Source organism: Streptomyces sp. NPDC091280, assembly GCF_044768565.1.
Taxonomy (GTDB): Bacteria; Actinomycetota; Actinomycetes; order Streptomycetales; family Streptomycetaceae; genus Streptomyces.
Map to the genome: position 1 here is coordinate 59,060 of NZ_JBIVUZ010000023.1, position 18,292 is coordinate 77,351.

14 protein-coding genes and 1 pseudogene are annotated in these 18,292 nt (G+C 68.1%); 14 read left to right on the top strand and 1 reads right to left on the bottom strand.

Going from position 1 to position 18,292, the window contains the following annotated elements; genetic code table 11:
• Nucleotides 1–19 precede the first annotated feature (19 nt).
• The 8 genes from ACIQPR_RS45845 (at nt 20) to ACIQPR_RS45880 (ending at nt 10,505) form a co-directional block, all read left to right on the top strand.
• Entirely contained in the window at nt 20–976 is a 957-nt protein-coding gene (locus ACIQPR_RS45845) for an SMP-30/gluconolactonase/LRE family protein (RefSeq protein WP_403662605.1), read from the top strand.
• An 885-nt stretch (nt 977–1,861) separates the two neighbouring features.
• A complete protein-coding gene (locus tag ACIQPR_RS45850) occupies nt 1,862–3,157 on the top strand; it encodes an aspartate aminotransferase family protein (protein ID WP_403662608.1) in 1,296 nt (431 codons plus the stop codon).
• Nucleotides 3,154–4,500 (top strand): aspartate aminotransferase family protein, encoded by a 1,347-nt coding sequence (locus ACIQPR_RS45855; RefSeq protein ID WP_403662611.1) that lies wholly within the window; start codon nt 3,154–3,156, stop codon nt 4,498–4,500. The genes ACIQPR_RS45850 and ACIQPR_RS45855 overlap by 4 nt, the downstream gene beginning before the upstream one ends.
• A complete protein-coding gene (locus ACIQPR_RS45860) occupies nt 4,500–5,525 on the top strand; it encodes an ABC transporter permease (protein WP_403662614.1) in 1,026 nt (341 codons plus the stop codon). Before ACIQPR_RS45855 ends, ACIQPR_RS45860 begins: the two co-directional genes overlap by 1 nt.
• Nucleotides 5,522–6,406, top strand: coding sequence for an ABC transporter permease (locus ACIQPR_RS45865; RefSeq protein WP_403662617.1), 885 nt, complete (start codon nt 5,522–5,524; stop codon nt 6,404–6,406). The genes ACIQPR_RS45860 and ACIQPR_RS45865 overlap by 4 nt, the downstream gene beginning before the upstream one ends.
• Complete coding sequence (locus tag ACIQPR_RS45870; protein ID WP_403662620.1) at nt 6,403–8,253, top strand: ABC transporter ATP-binding protein; 1,851 nt, start codon at nt 6,403–6,405, stop codon at nt 8,251–8,253. The genes ACIQPR_RS45865 and ACIQPR_RS45870 overlap by 4 nt, the downstream gene beginning before the upstream one ends.
• A complete protein-coding gene (locus tag ACIQPR_RS45875) occupies nt 8,250–9,848 on the top strand; it encodes an ABC transporter substrate-binding protein (RefSeq protein WP_403662623.1) in 1,599 nt (532 codons plus the stop codon). The genes ACIQPR_RS45870 and ACIQPR_RS45875 overlap by 4 nt, the downstream gene beginning before the upstream one ends.
• Nucleotides 9,849–10,226: 378 nt before the next feature.
• Nucleotides 10,227–10,505 carry a hypothetical protein gene (locus ACIQPR_RS45880; protein ID WP_403662626.1) on the top strand — a complete coding sequence of 93 codons (279 nt, stop codon included), beginning with the start codon at nt 10,227–10,229 and terminating at the stop codon, nt 10,503–10,505.
• 316 nt (nt 10,506–10,821) lie between these two features.
• Here the strand turns inward: ACIQPR_RS45880 and ACIQPR_RS45885 are convergent, their stop codons facing one another.
• Complete coding sequence (locus ACIQPR_RS45885) at nt 10,822–11,529, bottom strand: FadR/GntR family transcriptional regulator (RefSeq protein WP_403662629.1); 708 nt, start codon at nt 11,527–11,529, stop codon at nt 10,822–10,824.
• 158 nt (nt 11,530–11,687) lie between these two features.
• On the opposite strand from ACIQPR_RS45885, the gene ACIQPR_RS45890 reads away from it, so the two are divergent.
• From ACIQPR_RS45890 to ACIQPR_RS45915, 6 genes and pseudogenes are all read left to right on the top strand, one after another.
• On the top strand, nt 11,688–12,914 hold the full coding sequence (locus tag ACIQPR_RS45890) for a CaiB/BaiF CoA transferase family protein (protein WP_403662632.1): 1,227 nt from the start codon (nt 11,688–11,690) through the stop codon (nt 12,912–12,914).
• Nucleotides 12,911–13,681 carry an enoyl-CoA hydratase/isomerase family protein gene (locus ACIQPR_RS45895; RefSeq protein ID WP_403662635.1) on the top strand — a complete coding sequence of 257 codons (771 nt, stop codon included), beginning with the start codon at nt 12,911–12,913 and terminating at the stop codon, nt 13,679–13,681. The genes ACIQPR_RS45890 and ACIQPR_RS45895 overlap by 4 nt, the downstream gene beginning before the upstream one ends.
• An 85-nt stretch (nt 13,682–13,766) precedes the next feature.
• Complete coding sequence (locus ACIQPR_RS45900; protein WP_403662638.1) at nt 13,767–15,074, top strand: MFS transporter; 1,308 nt, start codon at nt 13,767–13,769, stop codon at nt 15,072–15,074.
• Between the two features lie 466 nt (nt 15,075–15,540).
• Nucleotides 15,541–15,864: pseudogene (locus tag ACIQPR_RS45905) on the top strand (acyl-CoA dehydrogenase family protein); the annotation flags it as partial.
• Between the two features lie 386 nt (nt 15,865–16,250).
• Nucleotides 16,251–17,135, top strand: a complete 885-nt coding sequence (locus ACIQPR_RS45910) for a DUF5655 domain-containing protein (RefSeq protein ID WP_403662640.1) — start codon at nt 16,251–16,253, stop codon at nt 17,133–17,135.
• A 328-nt stretch (nt 17,136–17,463) separates the two neighbouring features.
• Nucleotides 17,464–18,006, top strand: coding sequence for a hypothetical protein (locus ACIQPR_RS45915; RefSeq protein ID WP_403662643.1), 543 nt, complete (start codon nt 17,464–17,466; stop codon nt 18,004–18,006).
• Nucleotides 18,007–18,292 lie beyond the last annotated feature (286 nt).

Consider the following 18,292-nt stretch of genomic DNA (forward strand, 5'->3'; position numbering starts at 1 on the left):
CGCAAGGAGAATATCCCCGATGCCTCTTCCCTTCCCCTATGAGTCGACCGTCGAAGTGCTGGAATCCGCCTTCGGAGGTATGCCACAGGGCGGCGACCTGCTGCCCGACGGACGGTTCGTCAGCGTGGACACGAACAACGGCCGACTCGTCGGCTGGTCCCCCGATGCGAGAGCCCACACACTGGCCAAGACCACCTCCGGGCCGATCGCGGTCGCGATAGGAACCGACCAGGCTGCCTATCTCGCACACACCGGTGGGCGCATCGGTGACTTCTGGGTAGCCGACGACGCCACCGAACCCAGCATCCAGCGGCTGCGGATCGGAGCGGAGGAGGCCGAGACCGTTCTCACAGAGGTGGACGGCGCCCCGCTTATCGCCCCACACGATCTCGTCTGGGGCGCGGACGGACGGCTCTGGATCGCCGACTCACACATCTGGGAGTGGGAAGCGGACCTGCGCGACAAACGCAGCGGGAACGGCCGGATCATCGCGCTGGCTCCCGACGGCACCGCGGAGACTGTGGTGGACACCGGCGTCACCTTCCCCGCCGGCATCGCGGCCCACGCGGACGGCTCGATCGTCTGGACCGAGGCGTACCTCGACCGAGTACGCCGGTGGCGTCCCGATGGCACGGTGGAGACTGTCGCCCAGCTTCCCACTGGGCATGTTCCGCACGGAATCCGGTGGGCTGCGGACGACAGCCTGTGGATCACGTCTTTCGGCTCTTCCACGCTCGATGTGGTGGCAGCCGGCGGCAGTTCGGTCCGGTCACTGCCGCTCGGCCGGGGGGACCGGCCGATGAACCTGGCCTTCGACGGCGAATCCCTTTTGGTAGTCGAGTTCCTAGAGGACGATGAGGGCGAGATGTCCGGTCGTCTACTCCGGGTTACCAGCGGTGTCGGAGGTGCGCCCGTGTTCCGGGGAGAGATTTCGGGCCAGGAGCGCCCTGGAGCAGGCGTCAAGCCTGGGCGGTAGTGGCCGCATCAGCGCCTGACCGATTGGTGTGACAACTGGCAGTACTCCAGGACTGGTTAAACCGCCCTAATTCGGCCTTGGCCGCACGCCGCGCCTATCAACGAGGCGGAGCAGACAACGCCGCCCGCTCACGTTACGTGTTGCGGGCGGCTGGAATCCAGTGGGGGTTGGCGCGGGACACCACCTCTGGTTGTCCGGGTGAATCAGTTGTCGCTCGACGGAGGTGGAGCGGTGTCGGTTCGACTACCTCGACGTCGATCTTCACGGGTTCTGCGTCGACCCGGATCCACGCCATGACGTCGGGCGCTTCAGTGTCGTTGAGCCAGATGTGGTTCGTGCCTCGCTGTACGAAGACATCGCCGACTCGGAGCCGGACCTGGCAGCCGCCGTCCAGTTCGAGGCCGAGCGCGCCTCGGAGACTACGCCGCAATCGACGGAATGAGTGCGGTACATCGGGGAACGGAGGCCGAGGAAGACTCCCCGGTCCGGAACACCAAGCTATTCGGGTTGCCGTCGCCCCTCCCGGTTGAGATAGACCACCGTCCATGGCCCACCAGGCGGGCGTCCTGCCGAGCGCCACGGCGCGGGACGCGGCCCGCAGCAGCTGGGCATCGGAGACCCGGACGCCGCGTGGGTCCACGAACTTGACTTCCGGTGTCCTGCAGTTGTCGCTGAGCGCACACCGTGGCGCCGACCGCTACTGCCGAAGCGGGGAACGGGCCAGGCTGTCCGGAAGACACCGCCGACTGGTCAGGCCCCGGCCCCTTGCCGGTGGCACGCCGAGCGGATATCTCCGGAGGGCGCTCGATCCTTAAACCACCACATGACACAACTGGGAAGACCTCCCTCGACAGCGGCGCGGCCTGGTCCGCGCGCGACCGTGCCGTGATCCAGCACCCCTCGCTCAGCGACGAGGTGGACGAACGCCTGGTGATCGTGGAGGGACGCGGCAGCAGCGTCCGCGACATGGACGGCCGGGAGTACCTGGACGCCTACGCCGGGGGCCGGTTCACCCAGATCGGTCACGGCCGGCCCGAGATCGCCGAGATCATGGCCGAGCAGATGCTGACGCTGGAACACTTCGGCACCGGCGGCAATCTCACCAACCCACCGGCCATCATGCTGGCCGAGCGCATCCTGGCGCACGCGCCGCAGGGGATCCGCAAGGTGAGTTACGCCAGCAGCGGTTCCGAGGCGTGCGACGAGGCGGTCCGGCTGATCCGCGAGTTCCAGCACCGACGCGGACACCCCGAGCGGTACTGGATCATCTCGGTGTCCGGTTCCTACCACGGCCGGACGCTGGCCGGGGCCGCGCTCCGCGGCTGGGGCGAGGGTGCCGGGTACGGGCCCGTACTGCCCGGCTTCGTCCAGGTGCCCGCGCCGCGCGACCTTCCGTCGGATCCGGCCGGGACCTCTGTCGAGCACTGTCTGCGCGAGCTGCGCTCCACCATCGAGACGGTCGGCCCGAACCATGTCGCCGCCTTCTTCGCCGAACCCCTGCTGGGCGCACGGGACCTGGTGGTCCCGCTGTCACAGCGCTGGTGGGCCGGGGTGACGGCACTGCTCGCCGAGTTCGACATTCCGGTGGTGCTCGACGAGATCACCACCGGGTTCGGACGCACCGGCACATGGTTCGGTGCGGAGCACTACGGCCTGTCGCCCGATCTGATGATCACCGCGAACGGGATCGCCGGCGGCTACCTGCCGCTCGCGGCCCTCCTCTACAGCGAGCGCGCCGCCGAGGCACTGGCCGGCGCCGACAGCGGGGGCTCCTACGGCGGTCATGCCGCCGCCTGTGCGGTGGCGGCCGCGGTCCTGGACGTGATCGAGAAGGAGGGGCTCGTCGCCAACGCCGCAGTGGTGGGGGACCGTCTGGCGAAGGCGCTCGCACCGCTTCGGCGGCTCGACGCCGTCGGTGACGTCCGCGGCCTCGGCCTGCTGGCCGCCGTCGAGCTCGTCGCGGTCCAGGAGACCCGCGAACCCTGCCCGGTGGACCCGGTGGCCCTCGAACGGATGATCCGGCAGGACTACGGCGTGCTCGTCGGCGTCCACACCAACACCGTCACCGTCGCACCGCCGCTGGTCCTCACCGAAGCGCAGGCCGAGCTCCTGGGCACGGCCCTGCAGGGCGCCCTGGCCAGGGTCCGGCCCGATGGATCGATCCTGAGGAGGGAATCGTGAGCACAACCGGGACCTGGGCCGAACGCGACCGCGCGGTCGTGCAGCACCCGTGGCTCGACGCCGACGCCACCGAGCGCGCGGTGATCGTGCGCGGCGCGGGCGCCACCGTATGGGACAGCGACGGCCGCGCCTTCCTGGACGCGGAGTCCGCCGCCTGGCTGACGCATGTGGGGCACGGCCGGGCGGAGCTCGCGCAGGCCGCGCGCAGGCAGGCCGAACAGCTCGGCCACATCTCGACGGACGGTGTCCTGACCAGCCGACCCGCCATCGAACTCGCCGAACGGCTGCTGGCGAAAGCCCCGCCGAACATGGCACGCGTCCGCTTCGCCAACTGTGGCTCGGAGGCCGACGACGACGCGTTCCGGTTCGTCCGGCTCCACCACGCCCGGCGCGGCGAACCGGATCGCACCTGGATCCTGTCCCTGGAGGGATGTTTCCACGGGCGCTGCTACTCCGGGGCCGCCCTGCAGGGATTCACCTCCGACATGGGTCTGGGCCCGATGCTGCCCCAGGTCCGCCAGGTGATCGCACCCCTCCCGCAGAACACGGCCCGTTTCGGGGGTGCCGACCCGACCGAGTACTGCGTCGAGGCGCTGCGGCGCACCATCGACGAACTGGGTGCCCAGAACATCGCCGCGCTCTTCGCCGAGCCGGTGATGGCCGGTCCCGGCATGGTCGAACTGCCCGCGGACTACTGGCCGCGGGTCAGCGAGGTCCTGCGGGCCAACGGCATTCTGCTGGTCTTCGACGAGGTCGTGACGGCCTTCGGCCGCTGCGGCGACTGGTTCGCGGCCAACCTTTACGGAGTCGAGCCGGACATCATCGTCGTCGCGAAGGGCATCGCGAGCGGTTACGCGCCGCTCGGGGCCCTGCTGCTCTCCGCGGAGGTGGCCACGGCGCTCACCGGAGCCGAGGGCGGCGGCTCCTACGGGGGACACGCGGTCGCCTGCGCGGTCGCCAACGCCAACCTCGACGTGATCGAGGCCGAGGGGCTGGTGCGGCGGTCGGCGGAACTCGGGCGCCGGATGAAGGAGCGACTGGCCGCCGAACTCGCGTCGGTACCGGTCGTGGACCACGTCAGCGGCTGCGGCATGATGCTCGGAGTGCACCTGACGGCGGACCTGGTGAGCGGGGCGGAGCCGGCGATCGCCGAGGAGGCCATCGACTCGGTGCTCAGGGACGACTACGGCGTCCTGGCGATGTGCTACCACGGCTCGGTCAACCTGGTGCCGCCGCTGGTCCTGACCGACGACGAGGCCGATCGCCTCGTTGCCGCCGTCGTCGCCACTGTCCGCCGGATCGGCCCCGACGGCTCGCTGGCACCCCTGGACGGCGCACGCTGATGGCGGGGACCGGGACGGCGGGGACGGGGAAGGATGCCCGGGAGGGCCGTGAGCGCGGCTCGGGGCTGGGCCGGTGGCTGCTGCGGCGGGTCCTGAGCGGTGTGGTGGTGCTGCTCGTGGTGTCGCTGCTGGTCTTCCTGGCCACCCAGGTGCTGCCCTCGGACCCGGCACAGGCGATCCTGGGACGCCGGGCGACACCAGCGCAACTCGTGAACCTTCGGCGGCAGTTGGGGCTGGACCGGCCGTTGTGGGAGCAGTACTGGCGCTGGCTGCGGGGCGTTCTCACCGGCGACCTCGGGCGCTCGCTGGCCGCCGCCAGGCCGGTGAGCAGTGTGGTTGGGGACCGGCTGCGGGACTCGCTGGCCCTGATGACGTACGCGGCGGCGGTGGCCATCCCGCTCCCCATCGTGATCGGAACCTGGCTGGCCGTGCATCACGACCGGTTCACCGACCGGGTGACCAATCCGGTCGTACTCACCCTGCTGGCGCTGCCCGATTTCGTGATCGCCACCGGAGTGCTGCTGTTCTTCGCGACCTCGGTGTTCACGGTTCTGCCCGCCAGCACCATCCTCCCGCCCGGCGCGTCGGCGTTCACCGAGGTGCGGCAGCTCGTGCTGCCCACACTGGCGCTGACCCTGATCTCTGCTCCCTACACCATCCGGCTCTCGCGGGCGGCGATGATCGAGGAGCTGGACTCCGAATACGTGGCCATGGCGCGGCTGCGCGGGATCTCCGAGCGGAACGTCGTGTGGCGGCACGCTCTGCCCAACGCGCTGGTCCCAGCCATCCAGTCCTCGGCCCTGACCCTGAGCTATCTGCTCGGCGGCATCGTGATCGTTGAGGTGATCTTCAACTACCCGGGCCTCGGGACGCTCTTCCAGAGCGCCGAGTCCACCCGGGACCTGCCCGTCATCCAGGCCGTCTGCATGATCTTCGCGGCCGGGCTGGTGATCGCCAACATCGCGGCCGACGTGCTCACCGTGCTCCTCACCCCGCGACTGCGCACCGCTGGAGGCACCCGATGACGTCCGTCGCGAGCGACACCGGGGCCGCGGTGACGCGCCGCGGAAGGCACCGCTGGGTGGCCAGGTACTTCTCCGACCGCGGCGCGAAGTCCGGTGCTATCGGTACGGCACTCATGGTGCTCCTCGGTGTCTGCGGCCCCTGGCTGGCACCGCACCCGCCCAGCGCGATCGTCGGAGTGCCCTTCCAGGCTCCGGGCCCGGACATGCTGCTCGGCGGCGACTTCCTCGGCGAGGACGTGCTGTCCCGGATTCTCTGCGGCGGCCGGTCGGTGATCTGGATGTCCTTCGCCGCCACCGCGATCACGCTCGTGGTCGGCGTCACCATCGGGATGATCGCGGGCTATACGGGGCGCAGGACCGACGCGGCCACCGTCTGGTCGATGGACGTGCTGCTCGCGCTGCCCGACATCGTGATGGTGCTGATGTTCATCGTGCTCCTCGGACGCGACCCGTGGATCATCGTGATGATCACCGCGTTGAGCTTCCTGCCCGTCGTGGTCCGGCTGGTACGGGGCCTGACGCTCGAGGTGGTGGGCCGGGAGCACGTCGAGAGCGCGCGTGCCATGGGGTTCTCGCGGCGGGAGATCGTCCTTCAGGAAGTGCTGCCCAACGTCCTCACCCCCGTACTGGTCCAGGCGGGAGCCCTGCTGACCTGGTCGATCGGCCTGGTCGCGGGCATCAGCTTCCTCGGGTTCGGTGTCCAACCACCGGCCGCGGACTGGGGGTTGATGATCTCGGAGAGCTTCTCCGGGGTGACGGTGCAGCCGCTCGCGGTGATGGCCCCGATCGTCATGATCACCCTCTTCACGGTCGCGACCAACACCCTCGCGGAAGGCGTCGGTCGGAGCTTCACCGGTATCGAACGGAGTACCGCTTCATGAGCCACGGACTGGAAGTACGCGACCTGCTCGTGGAACTCGCCGACGGGACGCCGGTGGTCCAGGGGGTCTCCTTCGACGTCAGGCCCGGCGAGATCGTGGCGCTGGTCGGCGAGTCGGGCTGCGGGAAGACCACCATCGGCACGGCGCTGCTGGGCCACGCCCGACGCGGGGCGCGGATCGCGGGCGGCAGCGTCCGGCTCGACGGCGTCGATCTGCTAGCGCTTAAACCGGATGAGATCAGCAGGTTGCGCGGGGCGCGCATCGCCTACGTGCCCCAGGACCCCGCCTCGGCGCTGAGCCCGGGCAGACGGATCGGGTGGCAGTTGCGCGACGTGCTGCGTGAGCACGCCGCCGGCCTCTCCGCGCAGCAGCGGTCGGAGGCCGTCGCATCGGCACTCACCGATGTGCGGCTCCCGTCCGACGCAGGGTTCCTGGCCCGGTTCCCCCACCAGCTCTCCGGCGGACAGCTGCAACGGGTCCTGCTGGCGATGGCCTTCCTGCTGCGGCCCGCCGCCATCGTGCTCGACGAGCCGACCACCAGCCTCGACGTCACCACCCAGGCACGCATCCTGGAGATCGTGCGCGAACAGTGCCGCTCCCGGAAGGTCGCGGCCGTCCATGTGACGCACGACCTCGCCGTCGTACGACACCTGGCGGACAGGGTGCTGGTCCTCTACGGCGGCCGGATCGCGGAGGTCGGCACCCGGCAGGCAGTCTTCGAGGCGCCCGCGCATCCCTACACCGGCGCTCTGCTCTCCGCCGTCCCCGACGTCGCGGGCCGTCGGACCCTGGGCAGACTCCCCGGTACCGCGCCCAGCCCGGCGGACCGGCCCGCGGGGTGCCCCTTCTCGCCCCGTTGCCGACGTGCCACCGAACGCTGCGCGGGCGAGCAGCCTCCGGTGATCCCCATCGGCCCCGCCCACCAGGTCGCCTGCTGGGAACCGGTGGAACCGGTACGTGGAGCCCATGCCGCCCAGCTGGCCCACTCGTCCCCGGTGGAGGATGCCAAGGCGGCCAACGCGTCCCCGGCACTGCTGGAGGTACGTGGCCTGAGTGCGCACTACGGGTCGGTGCAGGCACTCTTCGACGTCGACCTCGAAGTCCGGCAGGGCGAGTGCTTGGCGCTGGTCGGTGAGTCCGGTTCGGGCAAGAGCACCTTGTCCCGTTCCCTGGTCGGGCTCAACGGACAGTGGACGGGCATGGTCTGTTACGCGGGCAAGGAGCTGGCCAGGCAGGCGCACGAGCGCGACCCGGAGATCCAGCGCACCATCCAGTACGTCTTCCAGAGCCCGGACCGGGCGTTGAACCCCCGGCGTACCGTCATCGCCAGCATCATGGCCCCGGTCCGGCACTTCTTCGGCGTCTCCGACGAAGAGGCTCGTGAGCAGGCGCGGGAGGCACTCTCGCTGGTCTCGCTCTCTCCCGGTCTGGCCGAGCGGTTGCCGCGTGACCTCTCCGGCGGCGAGCGGCAACGAGCAGCGATCGCACGCGCCGTCGCGTGCCGTCCGACACTGATGATCTGCGACGAGATCACGTCGGCGTTGGACGTGTCCGTGCAGGCCTCGATCCTGGAATTGCTCGGACGGCTGCAGTCCGAACAGCAGTTGACCATGCTCTTCGTCACGCACAACCTCGCCGTCGTCCGGCAGCTCGCCGACCGGGTCGCGGTCCTGCACAACGGCAGGGTGGCAGAGGTCGGTCCGGTGCACGGGGTGCTCGACCATGCCACGGACCCGTACACCCTGACGCTGATCCGCGACTCTCTCTCGCTCGCTGACATCCAGGACATAGCCCGTGGTGGTCCGGACGTCCCGGTCGAAAGTTCTTCGTTGAAGGAGCCCAGATGACCGACGTGCTTACCGGCGGGTCGTTTCCGAGCCGCCGTGACCTGCTCAAGTACGGCACCCTTGGCGGAGCCACGCTGCTCGGCGGCGCGGCGCTGACCGCCTGTGGGGGAGCACAGCCCGGCCAACCCGAGCAGGGGGCCGGGAAGGAACAGTTGCACTATGGCGCCCCGAAACGCGGTGGCGTGCTCCGGCACGGCATGACCGGAGGCAGCTTCAGCGACACCCTCGACCCCGCGAAGGGCATGAACGCCCTGGACACCGCACGGGCGGGTGCGCTCTTCGACAACGTCTGGAGCCCCGACGCGGACTACCGGATCCAGAAGTGGCTGGCCGAGGAGTACAGCTCCAACGCGACGGCCGACGTGTGGACGGTCCGGCTCAGAAATGGCGTGGAGTTCCATAACGGCAAGACCCTGACGGCCGACGACCTGATCCACACGATCAGACGGACACTCGACCCGTCCCTCGCGTCGCCCTATGCGGGGAGCCTCGCGATGATCGACCCCAAACAGCTGAGGAAGCTCGATGACCGCACCGTCCGTATCGGACTGACCTCCGGGTTCGTACCGCTGCCCGAGGCGATGTCGACGTTCGTCTACGTGGTCCCGGTCGACTTCGACCCGCACCGACCGGTGGGAACCGGGCCGTTCAAGTACAAGAGCTTCCAGCCCGGCCGGCAGTCGGTGTTCACCCGGTTCGAGAACTACTGGCGCCCCGGGCATCCGTACGTCGACGAGTTGCACATCATCGACTACGCCGATGACACTTCGCGGCTGAACGCGCTCAAGACCGGCCAGATCGACATCGTCGACGGTGTGCCCTATCCACTGGCGGCGACCCTGTCCGGGCAGACGGGGATACGGATCGTCAAATCGTCCAAGGCGGCCATCGAGGCGTTCGGCATGCGGGCCGACATCGCACCCTTCAACGACAACCGGGTCCGCGAGGCGTTCCGACTGATCGTCGACCGGCCCGCGCTGATCAAGTCGTCGGTGCTCGGCTACGCGACCGTCGCCAACGACCTGTTCGCCTGGCAGGACCCCGCCTTCGATCACGCTCTGCCGCAGCGCCACCAGGATCTGGACAAGGCGAAGTCACTGCTCAGGCAGGCTGGACACGGCAACGGCCTGGTAGTCCAGCTGACCACGAGCGACCTGCTGTCCGGCATGATCAGCGGCGCCGAGGTCTTCGCCGAACAGGCCAAGGGAGCCGGGGTGACAGTCCAGGTGGACAAGGTCGACCCTGGCACCTTCTTCGGCAGCCAGGGGCTCAACTTCCCGTTCGCGGCCAACATTCCGTCGACCGGGAACATTCTGATCTCCGCGACCTACACCGACGGCCCTGGCTCGACCGCCAACTCGACCCATTTCCACGACGCCGAGTACGACAGTCTCTTCAAGCAGGCGATCCGCCAGACCGACGACGCCAAACGCACCGAACTCATCCACCGTATGCAGCGGATCCAGTATGAGCGCGGAACTTTCATCATCCCCGCGTACATCGACATCCTCGACGCCTCCCGAGGCGTCTCCGGTGCTGAGCCGGAGGTCGGCGGCATGCCGTACTACCGCTATGGGAACCTCTGGCTCGCCTGAAATCTGTTCCGGAAGTCTGGAGGAGGGCTAAATGAGATAGGAACTCCTCATCATGCAGCAGGTGGGCATCGTTTTCGATAAGGAAGTTCAGCAGCGCTTCGAAGTAACCGATGTTGGTCTCGCTGAGGTTCCCGGGGTCGGCGGCGAGTTCACGCAGTTCCTCCAAGGCGCACTCCACCATGTCGTCCAGCAGCGTTCCCTCAGCGAACGATCCGATCGGCTTGTCAGTTGGGCCATATCTGGACCGCGGTCGGGGCACCAGGGAGTAGTGGACCTCGCCGTGGTCACGCGTGCTGACATGCCTTGGTACCACTTCCTGTCCGACCTCTCGTTCACGATGGATGAGCCCGAGTTGCCTCGCCGCGGTCGTGGACTCCCGTGTTCGACATCTTGTGGTCGATGAAGGGCGTACTCGAACACCTGGATTGGGGCGAGCCCTCGACGATCGGCTTCACCGAGAACGCGGACCTGATCGAGTTCCTCCCGGAGGACGGGAAGGTGTGCGTCTCCTGCACCTATGCGACGGCCGAGACGGTCTGCGAGCTCGCTGACCTTAAAGACGCCTGGCCGGTCTTCTGGCAGACCGTACTGCGTGAACTCAGTGGCGATCACCCGCGTCTCGCGACCAACTCAGTGCTCGCGGAACTCCGGCTCTGACTGCCAGGGCCGGTGTTTCGGACCCAAAGTTAGACACGATCACCTGCCTTGATCCCTTTGACAGGTTCCGCTGGCTGGCCGATGTCCACGATGTGCCTGCGCTCTTTACTCGGCAGGTGTTCGTGGATGCGGAGGATGGAGGAGAACTCCAGCCTGTCGGAACGTGACCCGGTCCGGGCCGGTGCCAGCGCGCTCCGGCGCTCGTCCGTCGGAAACCCATGTACCAGTCTGAACACGATCTGCATTGCCGCAGTCGCAAGGGGCCGCGTGGAGAGTGTGCTGCCGGGCCGGTTGCGCGATCCTGCTTCTCGGCGGTTCAGCCCAGCGCTTCGGCCTGCCAGTCCAACAGTTTGACGTGCCCGACGGTCGCCACGTGGTGGTGCATGGCTTGGGCAGCGGCCTCGGAGTCGCCCGCGCGAACGGCCTCGGCGATGGCACGGTGCTGCTCCAGGGACTTGGCCGGCCTGCCAGGCTGGCGCAGTGACTCCGCCCTGCTCTCGGCGATGGGTAGGGAGATCTCAGCCATGAACGCGGCGAGCAGCGGGCTGTGGCCGGCCGCAGTGACCGCGGCGTGGAAGCGTTTGTCCTCGGAGACGCCCAGTTCGCCGCGGTCGATGGCCTCGGCCATGACGGTCAGTGCGGCGTCGATCTCCTGAAGATCCTGTTCGGTCCTGCGGGCCGCGGCGAGGAAAGCGAGTTTGGTCTCCAGGGCGTCCCGGGCGTCCAAGACGTCGGGGAGTCGGCGGCGCCGGTCGATCATCGTCTCCAGCGGTTCGGCGTCCAGCCGGTCGCGCAGCAGGTAGGTGCCGCCGCCGTGCCTTACCTCGACGAGGCCCTGGACCTCCAAGGCGACGATCGCCTGGCGTACCGAGGTGCGGCTGACGCCGAGCCGGTCCGCGAGGTCGCGTTCCGGAGGCAGCCGGTCGCCCGCGTGGAGGTGCTCCTTCTGGACGTACTCCCGCAGTCGGTCGACCACCTGTTCGTACAGGCGGGGTCGTGTCAGCGGGCGCAGCGACTCCGTCACGGCGCGGTCCTTTCCCCGGTTGGTCCCCCGGACCTTGACGCTGCCCCTTGACAGCGGCTGGGACTCGCCGAACACTCTAGCTCACGGTCCAGTGGTCCAGTGGTCCATCCAATTTGACACACGGGGCCGCGTCAGCGTCAGAAAGGCACCGATCAGGCATGACTTCCACCGCAGTACCGGGTTCGGGGTACGCCGTTCCAGGCGCCCTCGCCGGAATCCGAGTCCTCGATCTCTCCCGCATCCTCTCCGGACCGCTGGCGACCATGGTCCTGGCGGACCTGGGCGCCGACGTCGTCAAAGTGGAGGACACCAAGGACGGCGACGACACCCGCCAGTGGGGCCCGCCGTTCCAGGGCGGCGAAGCCTCCTACTTCCTGTCCGCCAACCGCAACAAGCGCGGGGTGAGCGTCGACCTCAAAAGCGAGCGCGGACGTGAGTTCATGCTGCGGCTCGCCGAACGCTCCGACATCTTGGTGGAGAACTTCCGCCCCGGTACCGCCGCCCGCCTGGGCCTCGGCTACCCGGAGCTGTCGGCGCGCAACCCGGGTCTCGTGTACGCCTCCATATCCGGCTACGGCCACACCGGCCCCTGGGCCGAACGGCCCGGCTACGATGCCATCGCACAGGCGCAGAGCGGCATGATGAGCATCACCGGCGAAGCCGGCGGACCTCCGATGCGCCCCGGCGTCGCCACCGCCGACATCGGCGCCGGCATGTGGGCCGCCATCGGCATCCTCGCCGCCCTGCACGCGCGCCGCTCTACCGGCCGCGGCCAGCACGTCGACATCTCCCTGCTCGACGGGCAGCTCGCCTGGCTCACCTACGTGGCAGGCGGCTACTTCACCACCGGCGACACCCCCGGCCCGCACGGCTCGGCCCATCCGACGATCGTCCCCTACCAGGCCCTGGCTACCGCCGACGGCCATCTGATGATTGCCGCCGGGAACGACAAGCTGTGGCGGACCTTCGCCGAGGTGCTCGGCGAACCCACCCTCGCCGCCGACCCCCGGTTCGCCACCAACCCCGACCGGGTGCGCCACCGTCGGGAACTCATCCCGCTCCTGGAGGCGGCGCTAGCCCGCCGCACCAGCACCGAGTGGGCCGAGGCACTGGACACTGCCGGAGTGCCCTGCGCTCCGATCAGCACGGTCGAACAGGCACTGACCAGCCCGCAGGCCGTCGCCCGCGAGATGGTGTCTGTCCTCGACCATCCCACGGCAGGGGAGTTGCGCACCATCGGATCGCCCCTCAAGTTCAGCGCCAGTCCTGTCCACATCCGCACCGCCCCGCCCCTGCTCGGCCAGCACACGGACGACGTACTAGCCGAAACCGGTTATAGCGCCCGGGAGATCGAGGAACTGCGGGCCACGGGAGCCGTACGGTGACCGACGGATCCGGCGCGGTCAGGCTCCAGCGCGACGGCGGCCTCGCCACCGTACGGGTCGGCACGGGACACCGGGCCAATGCGCTCGCCACCCGCGACTGGCACGCCCTCGCCACCCTGTTCGAGGACCTGGCCGACGACCCTACGCTCCGCGCAGTCATACTCGCCGGCGCGGGCCGCAGCTTTTTCAGCGCGGGTTCCGACATGCGCGAATGGCTCTCCGCCGACCCCGCTGACATCGACGCCAGTTTCGCCACGATGGAGAGCGCGCTCACCGCCATCGAACGCCTCCCAGTCCCCGTCGTCGCGCGCATCCGCGGCGCCGCGGCCGGTGCCGGCTGCCAACTCGCCTGCGCCTGCGACCTGCGCGTCGTCGCCGACGACGCCACACTGGGCATGCCCATAGCCCGCTGGGGCATCCTCGTACCGCCGACGTTCGCCGCCCGCATCGCCTTGCTCACCGGCCCCGCATCGGCCCGCGACCTGCTGTTCACCGGACGGCTGGTCAACGGCATCGAGGCGGTACGGCTTGGCCTGGCCACCACCCACGTGCCCGAGACGGCGCTCGACGACACCGTCACCGCGCTCGTCACCTCGATCATCGCCCACTCTCCGGCGGCGGTCCGCGCGGCGAAACGCTCGGTCGACCTCCTCCTGGAACCGGCCCGCGACCACCTGCGCAAGACCCCCACCGGACCGGCCGCCGACTACGCCAGCATGCAAGCCGGACTCGCCACCTTCCTCGCCCGCGTCGCCGACGCCGGCTGATCCGCGCCGGTCCGCCACCCCGCTCAGTCTCCCCCTTCGCCTCCCAACATCGTCACCTTTCGAACAGAGCCGAATCGAGGTCCCCGTGACGATCAACGAGCACACCACGACGACATCCGCCGCCATCGTCCCCGAACGACTCACCAAGGCCCAACGCCATGCCTTCTGGGGCTCGTTCGGCGGCTGGGCCATGGACGGCTTCAACTGGACCATCTTCGGACTGGTCCTGGCCCCCACCATGACCGAACTGCTGCCCCGCGCCGGCGTCGCGGTCACCCCCGACAACATCGGCTGGTACGGGCAGATCAGCGCCGCTCTCTTCCTGCTCGGCTGGGGCTGCTCCTTCATCTGGGGTCCCATCGCCGACCGCTTCGGCCGCAAGCCGGCCATGATGGCCTCGATCCTGATGTACGGCGTCTTCACCGCCCTGGCAGGCGTCTCGACCAACCTGTGGCAGTGGAACGCCTTCCGCTTCCTCGCCGCCATCGGCGTGGGCGGCGAATGGGCCATGGCCGGCACCCTGCTCTCCGAGGTCATGCCCGAGCGGGTGCGTGAGCGCTTTGGCGGACTGATGCACTCGGCCGCCTACTTCGGAGTCCTCGCCGTCTCTGCCGTCTATCTTCTGTTCGGAACCGAACTCGGCTGGCGCGGCATGTTCTTCATCGGCGGCTTCCCCGCCCTCGCCGTCTTCCTCATCCGCCGCAGCACCCCCGAGCCCGATCGTTGGAAGGACAACTCCGACGCTGCCAGGCGGTCGTTCTGGCAGCCAGTCGTCGAGATCCTCACGCCCCCGTACCGCGGCCGTACCGTCGGCAATCTACTGCTCCTGGTCGTGTGCGTCATCGGCCTGTGGGCGGGCTCGACATACGTCCCGACGGCCATGAACAACCTTTCGGCACAGGCCGGTTACAGCCACGACACTGCCGTCCACCTGGCCAGCCTTTCCTCAATGACGGTCGCCGCCTTCACCATCCTGGGCTGTTTCGCGGTGCCCCGCCTGGCCGGACGCCTCGGCCGGCGCGGTGCGCTGGCCACCCTGTTCGGGCTGATGATCGTCGGAACGGTGGGCGCGTACGGGGTGGCGTACCCGATGTCATCCATCGGCCTGACCTTCGTGTTCCTGCCCGTACTCGGACTCGGCGGCGCGAGTTTCGCGGTCTTCACTATCTGGCTGCCCGAGCAGTACCCCACCCGGATGCGGGCCACCGCCTTCGCATTCACCACCACCTTCTCCCGGTGGTTCGCCGCCGCAGGCACCTTCCTCATCGGATACGGTATCCACGCTGCGGGCTCGCTCACGCTCCCGCTCAGCCTCACGGCGGTCGTCTTCGTGCTCGGTATGGGCCTTGTACGCCTTGCTCCGGAAACCCGCGGACAGGCCCTGCCGGACTGATTCCCGGGTCCTGCGACCGTTGCGACGGTCCAGGCGCAGCGAGGAGGGGCGGTGGCGCCGCGATGCCACCGCCCCTCCTGTGCCATGAGCACGGCCGGGTTGGGCCGAGTCCGGTGATCTTTGTCGCAGGATGGTCCCGACCCGTCGGCCTCACTTTCTGATGAGGTGCGTCGCGGTGAAGGTGCCCGGCCCCGAGGTCTCGACAGTGCCGTTGGGGAAGACGACGTGCGCGGTGGTGGCTTGGGGACGTCCACGGTCACGATGAGTTCGTCACCGTTCGTCCGTCAGTTTCGCGAAGCTCATGTGGTGCTAAGCCCAGGTTCCGTCATAGTTCACAAGGGGCCTCGGAGTATCGGGGGCAGCGATCAGGAAGATGGTCTCGTCTCGGTCGGTGCTCGCGATCGGTCACACCCGATCGTGCGGCAGAGCGGATTGTCTTCTCGACATAGGGACGCAGCCGATCTGACAGCACCAGTCCATCGGTCACTACCTCGCGGACATGGCGACGTCACTGAGCGCCGCCCGCCAGCTCACCCTGTATGCAGCCCGCGAGGCCGACGTCGGGCGCCGGGTCGACATGGAGACTGGCATGGCCAAACTTTTTGCCTCCGGGACCGCCGTGCAGATCACCCTTAACGCCGTACGCATCCAAGGCGGTTACAGCTACTCCACCGATTTCGATGTCGAACGTTACTTCCGCGACGCCCCGTTGACGATCGTCGGGGAGGGTGCGAACGAGATCCAGCGGAACGTCGTCGCGAGGCAGCTGGTCAGATGGGGAGGTCTCGATGAGTGGACACGTATTGGTCGCTGGAACGGCCCTGAGATGACGGCGGTCACGAATCCAGCGACGCACCATAGGGCGAATCGTGGGAGGTGCTCAGGGCATTGAGCCTTCTCAGCTTTGACCGGCTGGGAGACGAGGTGCTTAGAAGGCGCGTGCTCTATCCACTGAGTTAGGGGGGCTGACCTGTGAGGACGCAGTCTTCTGGGCGCTCGCCCCAGGTACCTGTGGGACGTATGTGAGATCAAGTGATCCCTGGGACCTGTGGGACGCTGGTGTACTCCGGTTGCCCGGACGTGGCTTCTCATACCATCTTCACTCGCTCGAAGCCCCTCGCGGAAACAATCCGGTCCCTCCTCGACGTTCTCGATCTTTGAGTTGAGGAGGGGAAGGTGTCGGGCCTGAAGCTGTTCCACAGGACGGATAGCGGTGTGACCGAGGTTGCGCCGCGTCTTGCTGAGGTCGAGGCGGAGGTGCAGGGTCTCGTCGAGGCGCACATGGAGGCGGTGCTCGGGGTCCGTTTTCTGGCGACCGAGTACTGCACCGGGCCGGTCCACGGAGGCCGGATCGACTCGCTCGGGCTGGACGAGAACGGATCGCCGGTCATCGTCGAGTACAAGCGAGGCGTCGATGCCGGCGTCATCAACCAGGGCCTGTTCTACCTCTCGTGGCTGATGGATCACCGCGCCGAGTTCGAGCACCTGGTCCGTGACCGGCTCGGGGCGCCGGCCGCGTCCCAGGTCCTGTGGAACAGCCCGCGCCTGATCTGCGTTGCTGGCGACTTCACGCGCTACGACGTGCACGCTGTGCGCGAGCACCGGAGGTCGATTGACCTGGTCCGCTACCGACTCTTCGGCAGGAACCTGTTCGGGATCGAGACCGTAGCACCAGTGAGCGGCGGGGCGCAGGCGACACGCCGGGCGCGTAGGTCGACGGTCGCCAGGGCCGCGGCCCGTGGCGAGTCGATGGTGGAGCTGGCGACTGCGGTCGACGAGGCGCTGCTTGGGCTCGGAGACGGCGTGAACCGTGTCGACCGTAAGCAGTACTGGGCGTATCAGCGGCTGCGGAACTTCGCTTGCCTGTGTCCGCCGCAGCGGAGCAAGCTCCTGGTCTACTTGAAGGTCGATCCGCGAGTCGTGGACCTCATTCCGGGTTTCACCCGGGACGTGTCTGGTCTTGGGCATCACGGGACGGGTGACCTGGAGGTGCAGCTCCGTACGGCGAGGGATGTGGAGCGAGCGCAGGACCTGTTCCGCGCGAGCTACGCGGCAGCGTGATTGCTCGCCCGCGCTCCGGCTGTGAGTGTGTCAGGGAACGAACCTGTGGTCGTCGGGTGTCTCTTTCGATGTACGGGCAAGTCGTGGCGGTGGACTACTAATGATGCGGTGGAGTCCCGGTTTCGGTAACCGGGACTCCACCCTTATAGTGCCGCGGCTTCTCAGAACTCGCCGTAATTTCGCAGGTCTGCGAGTCCGGCCTCGGGGAACATCGGTACAGCCATTAGCGGTGAGATCGATCATGGTCGTTTAGCGCACCGCGCCGGGCGTTCGCCGGGGTTTCGTGGAAGGCCGTCGGTTCGGCCTGGGTATTGGCTACGGTCCGGCCGTGCCCGTGGAGTTTCTGACTGATGAACAGGCCGAGGCGTACGGGAAGTTCGTCGACGAGCCGACCCGCCCGGAGCTGGAGCGATTCTTCTTCCTGGAACGGAACAGAGCCATCACCGTCGACATGGGATACCCGGCTCCACCTCGCGACGACACTGGAATAGCCGTGACCGCCGGAGGTCGGAGATGGCCCGCTCTCGGCGTCGACATGGGAAACCCCCACGCCGTGGCCTTCGTCGACGACCTCGCCCACCCGGGCGACCTGAGGTTTCCGCCCGTCGTGACACCCGTCCACGCCTACCCGGACGGCGTCACCGTCGAGTTTGCGCTGCCTACGACCCCGCAACATCTGACGATACGGATACACGAACGAGGCGTCGGGGAACCCGTGCCTGCGGGACCGGAGCATGCGCAGCTGTCGCCACATTTCGCCAACTCCAGCAGCACACCGGCGCGACAACCTACAGCATCACCTCGCCAGGCAGACGCCTGCAAGTTGTCGTCCATAGCGACGGCGCAATGGCCCTCAGCGGCCCAGCAGTGATGGTTGTTGAAGGAACCATACGGCTGGCATCGGGCTCGACGGAGTAGCGCATTCGCAGTGTCGAACCCCTTATCCAGACTCGGGCTCCGGCTGTGCACACGGCGTCCTCTCCCAGGCGTTCATGCCATCTCGCCCGACACGCCGTCGGGTGAGATGGGAACTTTGCCGGGTGCCCGGACGCTGCGCGCCAACCGTGAAACACGTAGCGAATCAGTATGCGGATGAAAGTAAGTGCTGACACTACGCTCGGCCGACTTCAAGACCGTGAGGTGTAGATGCACGACTC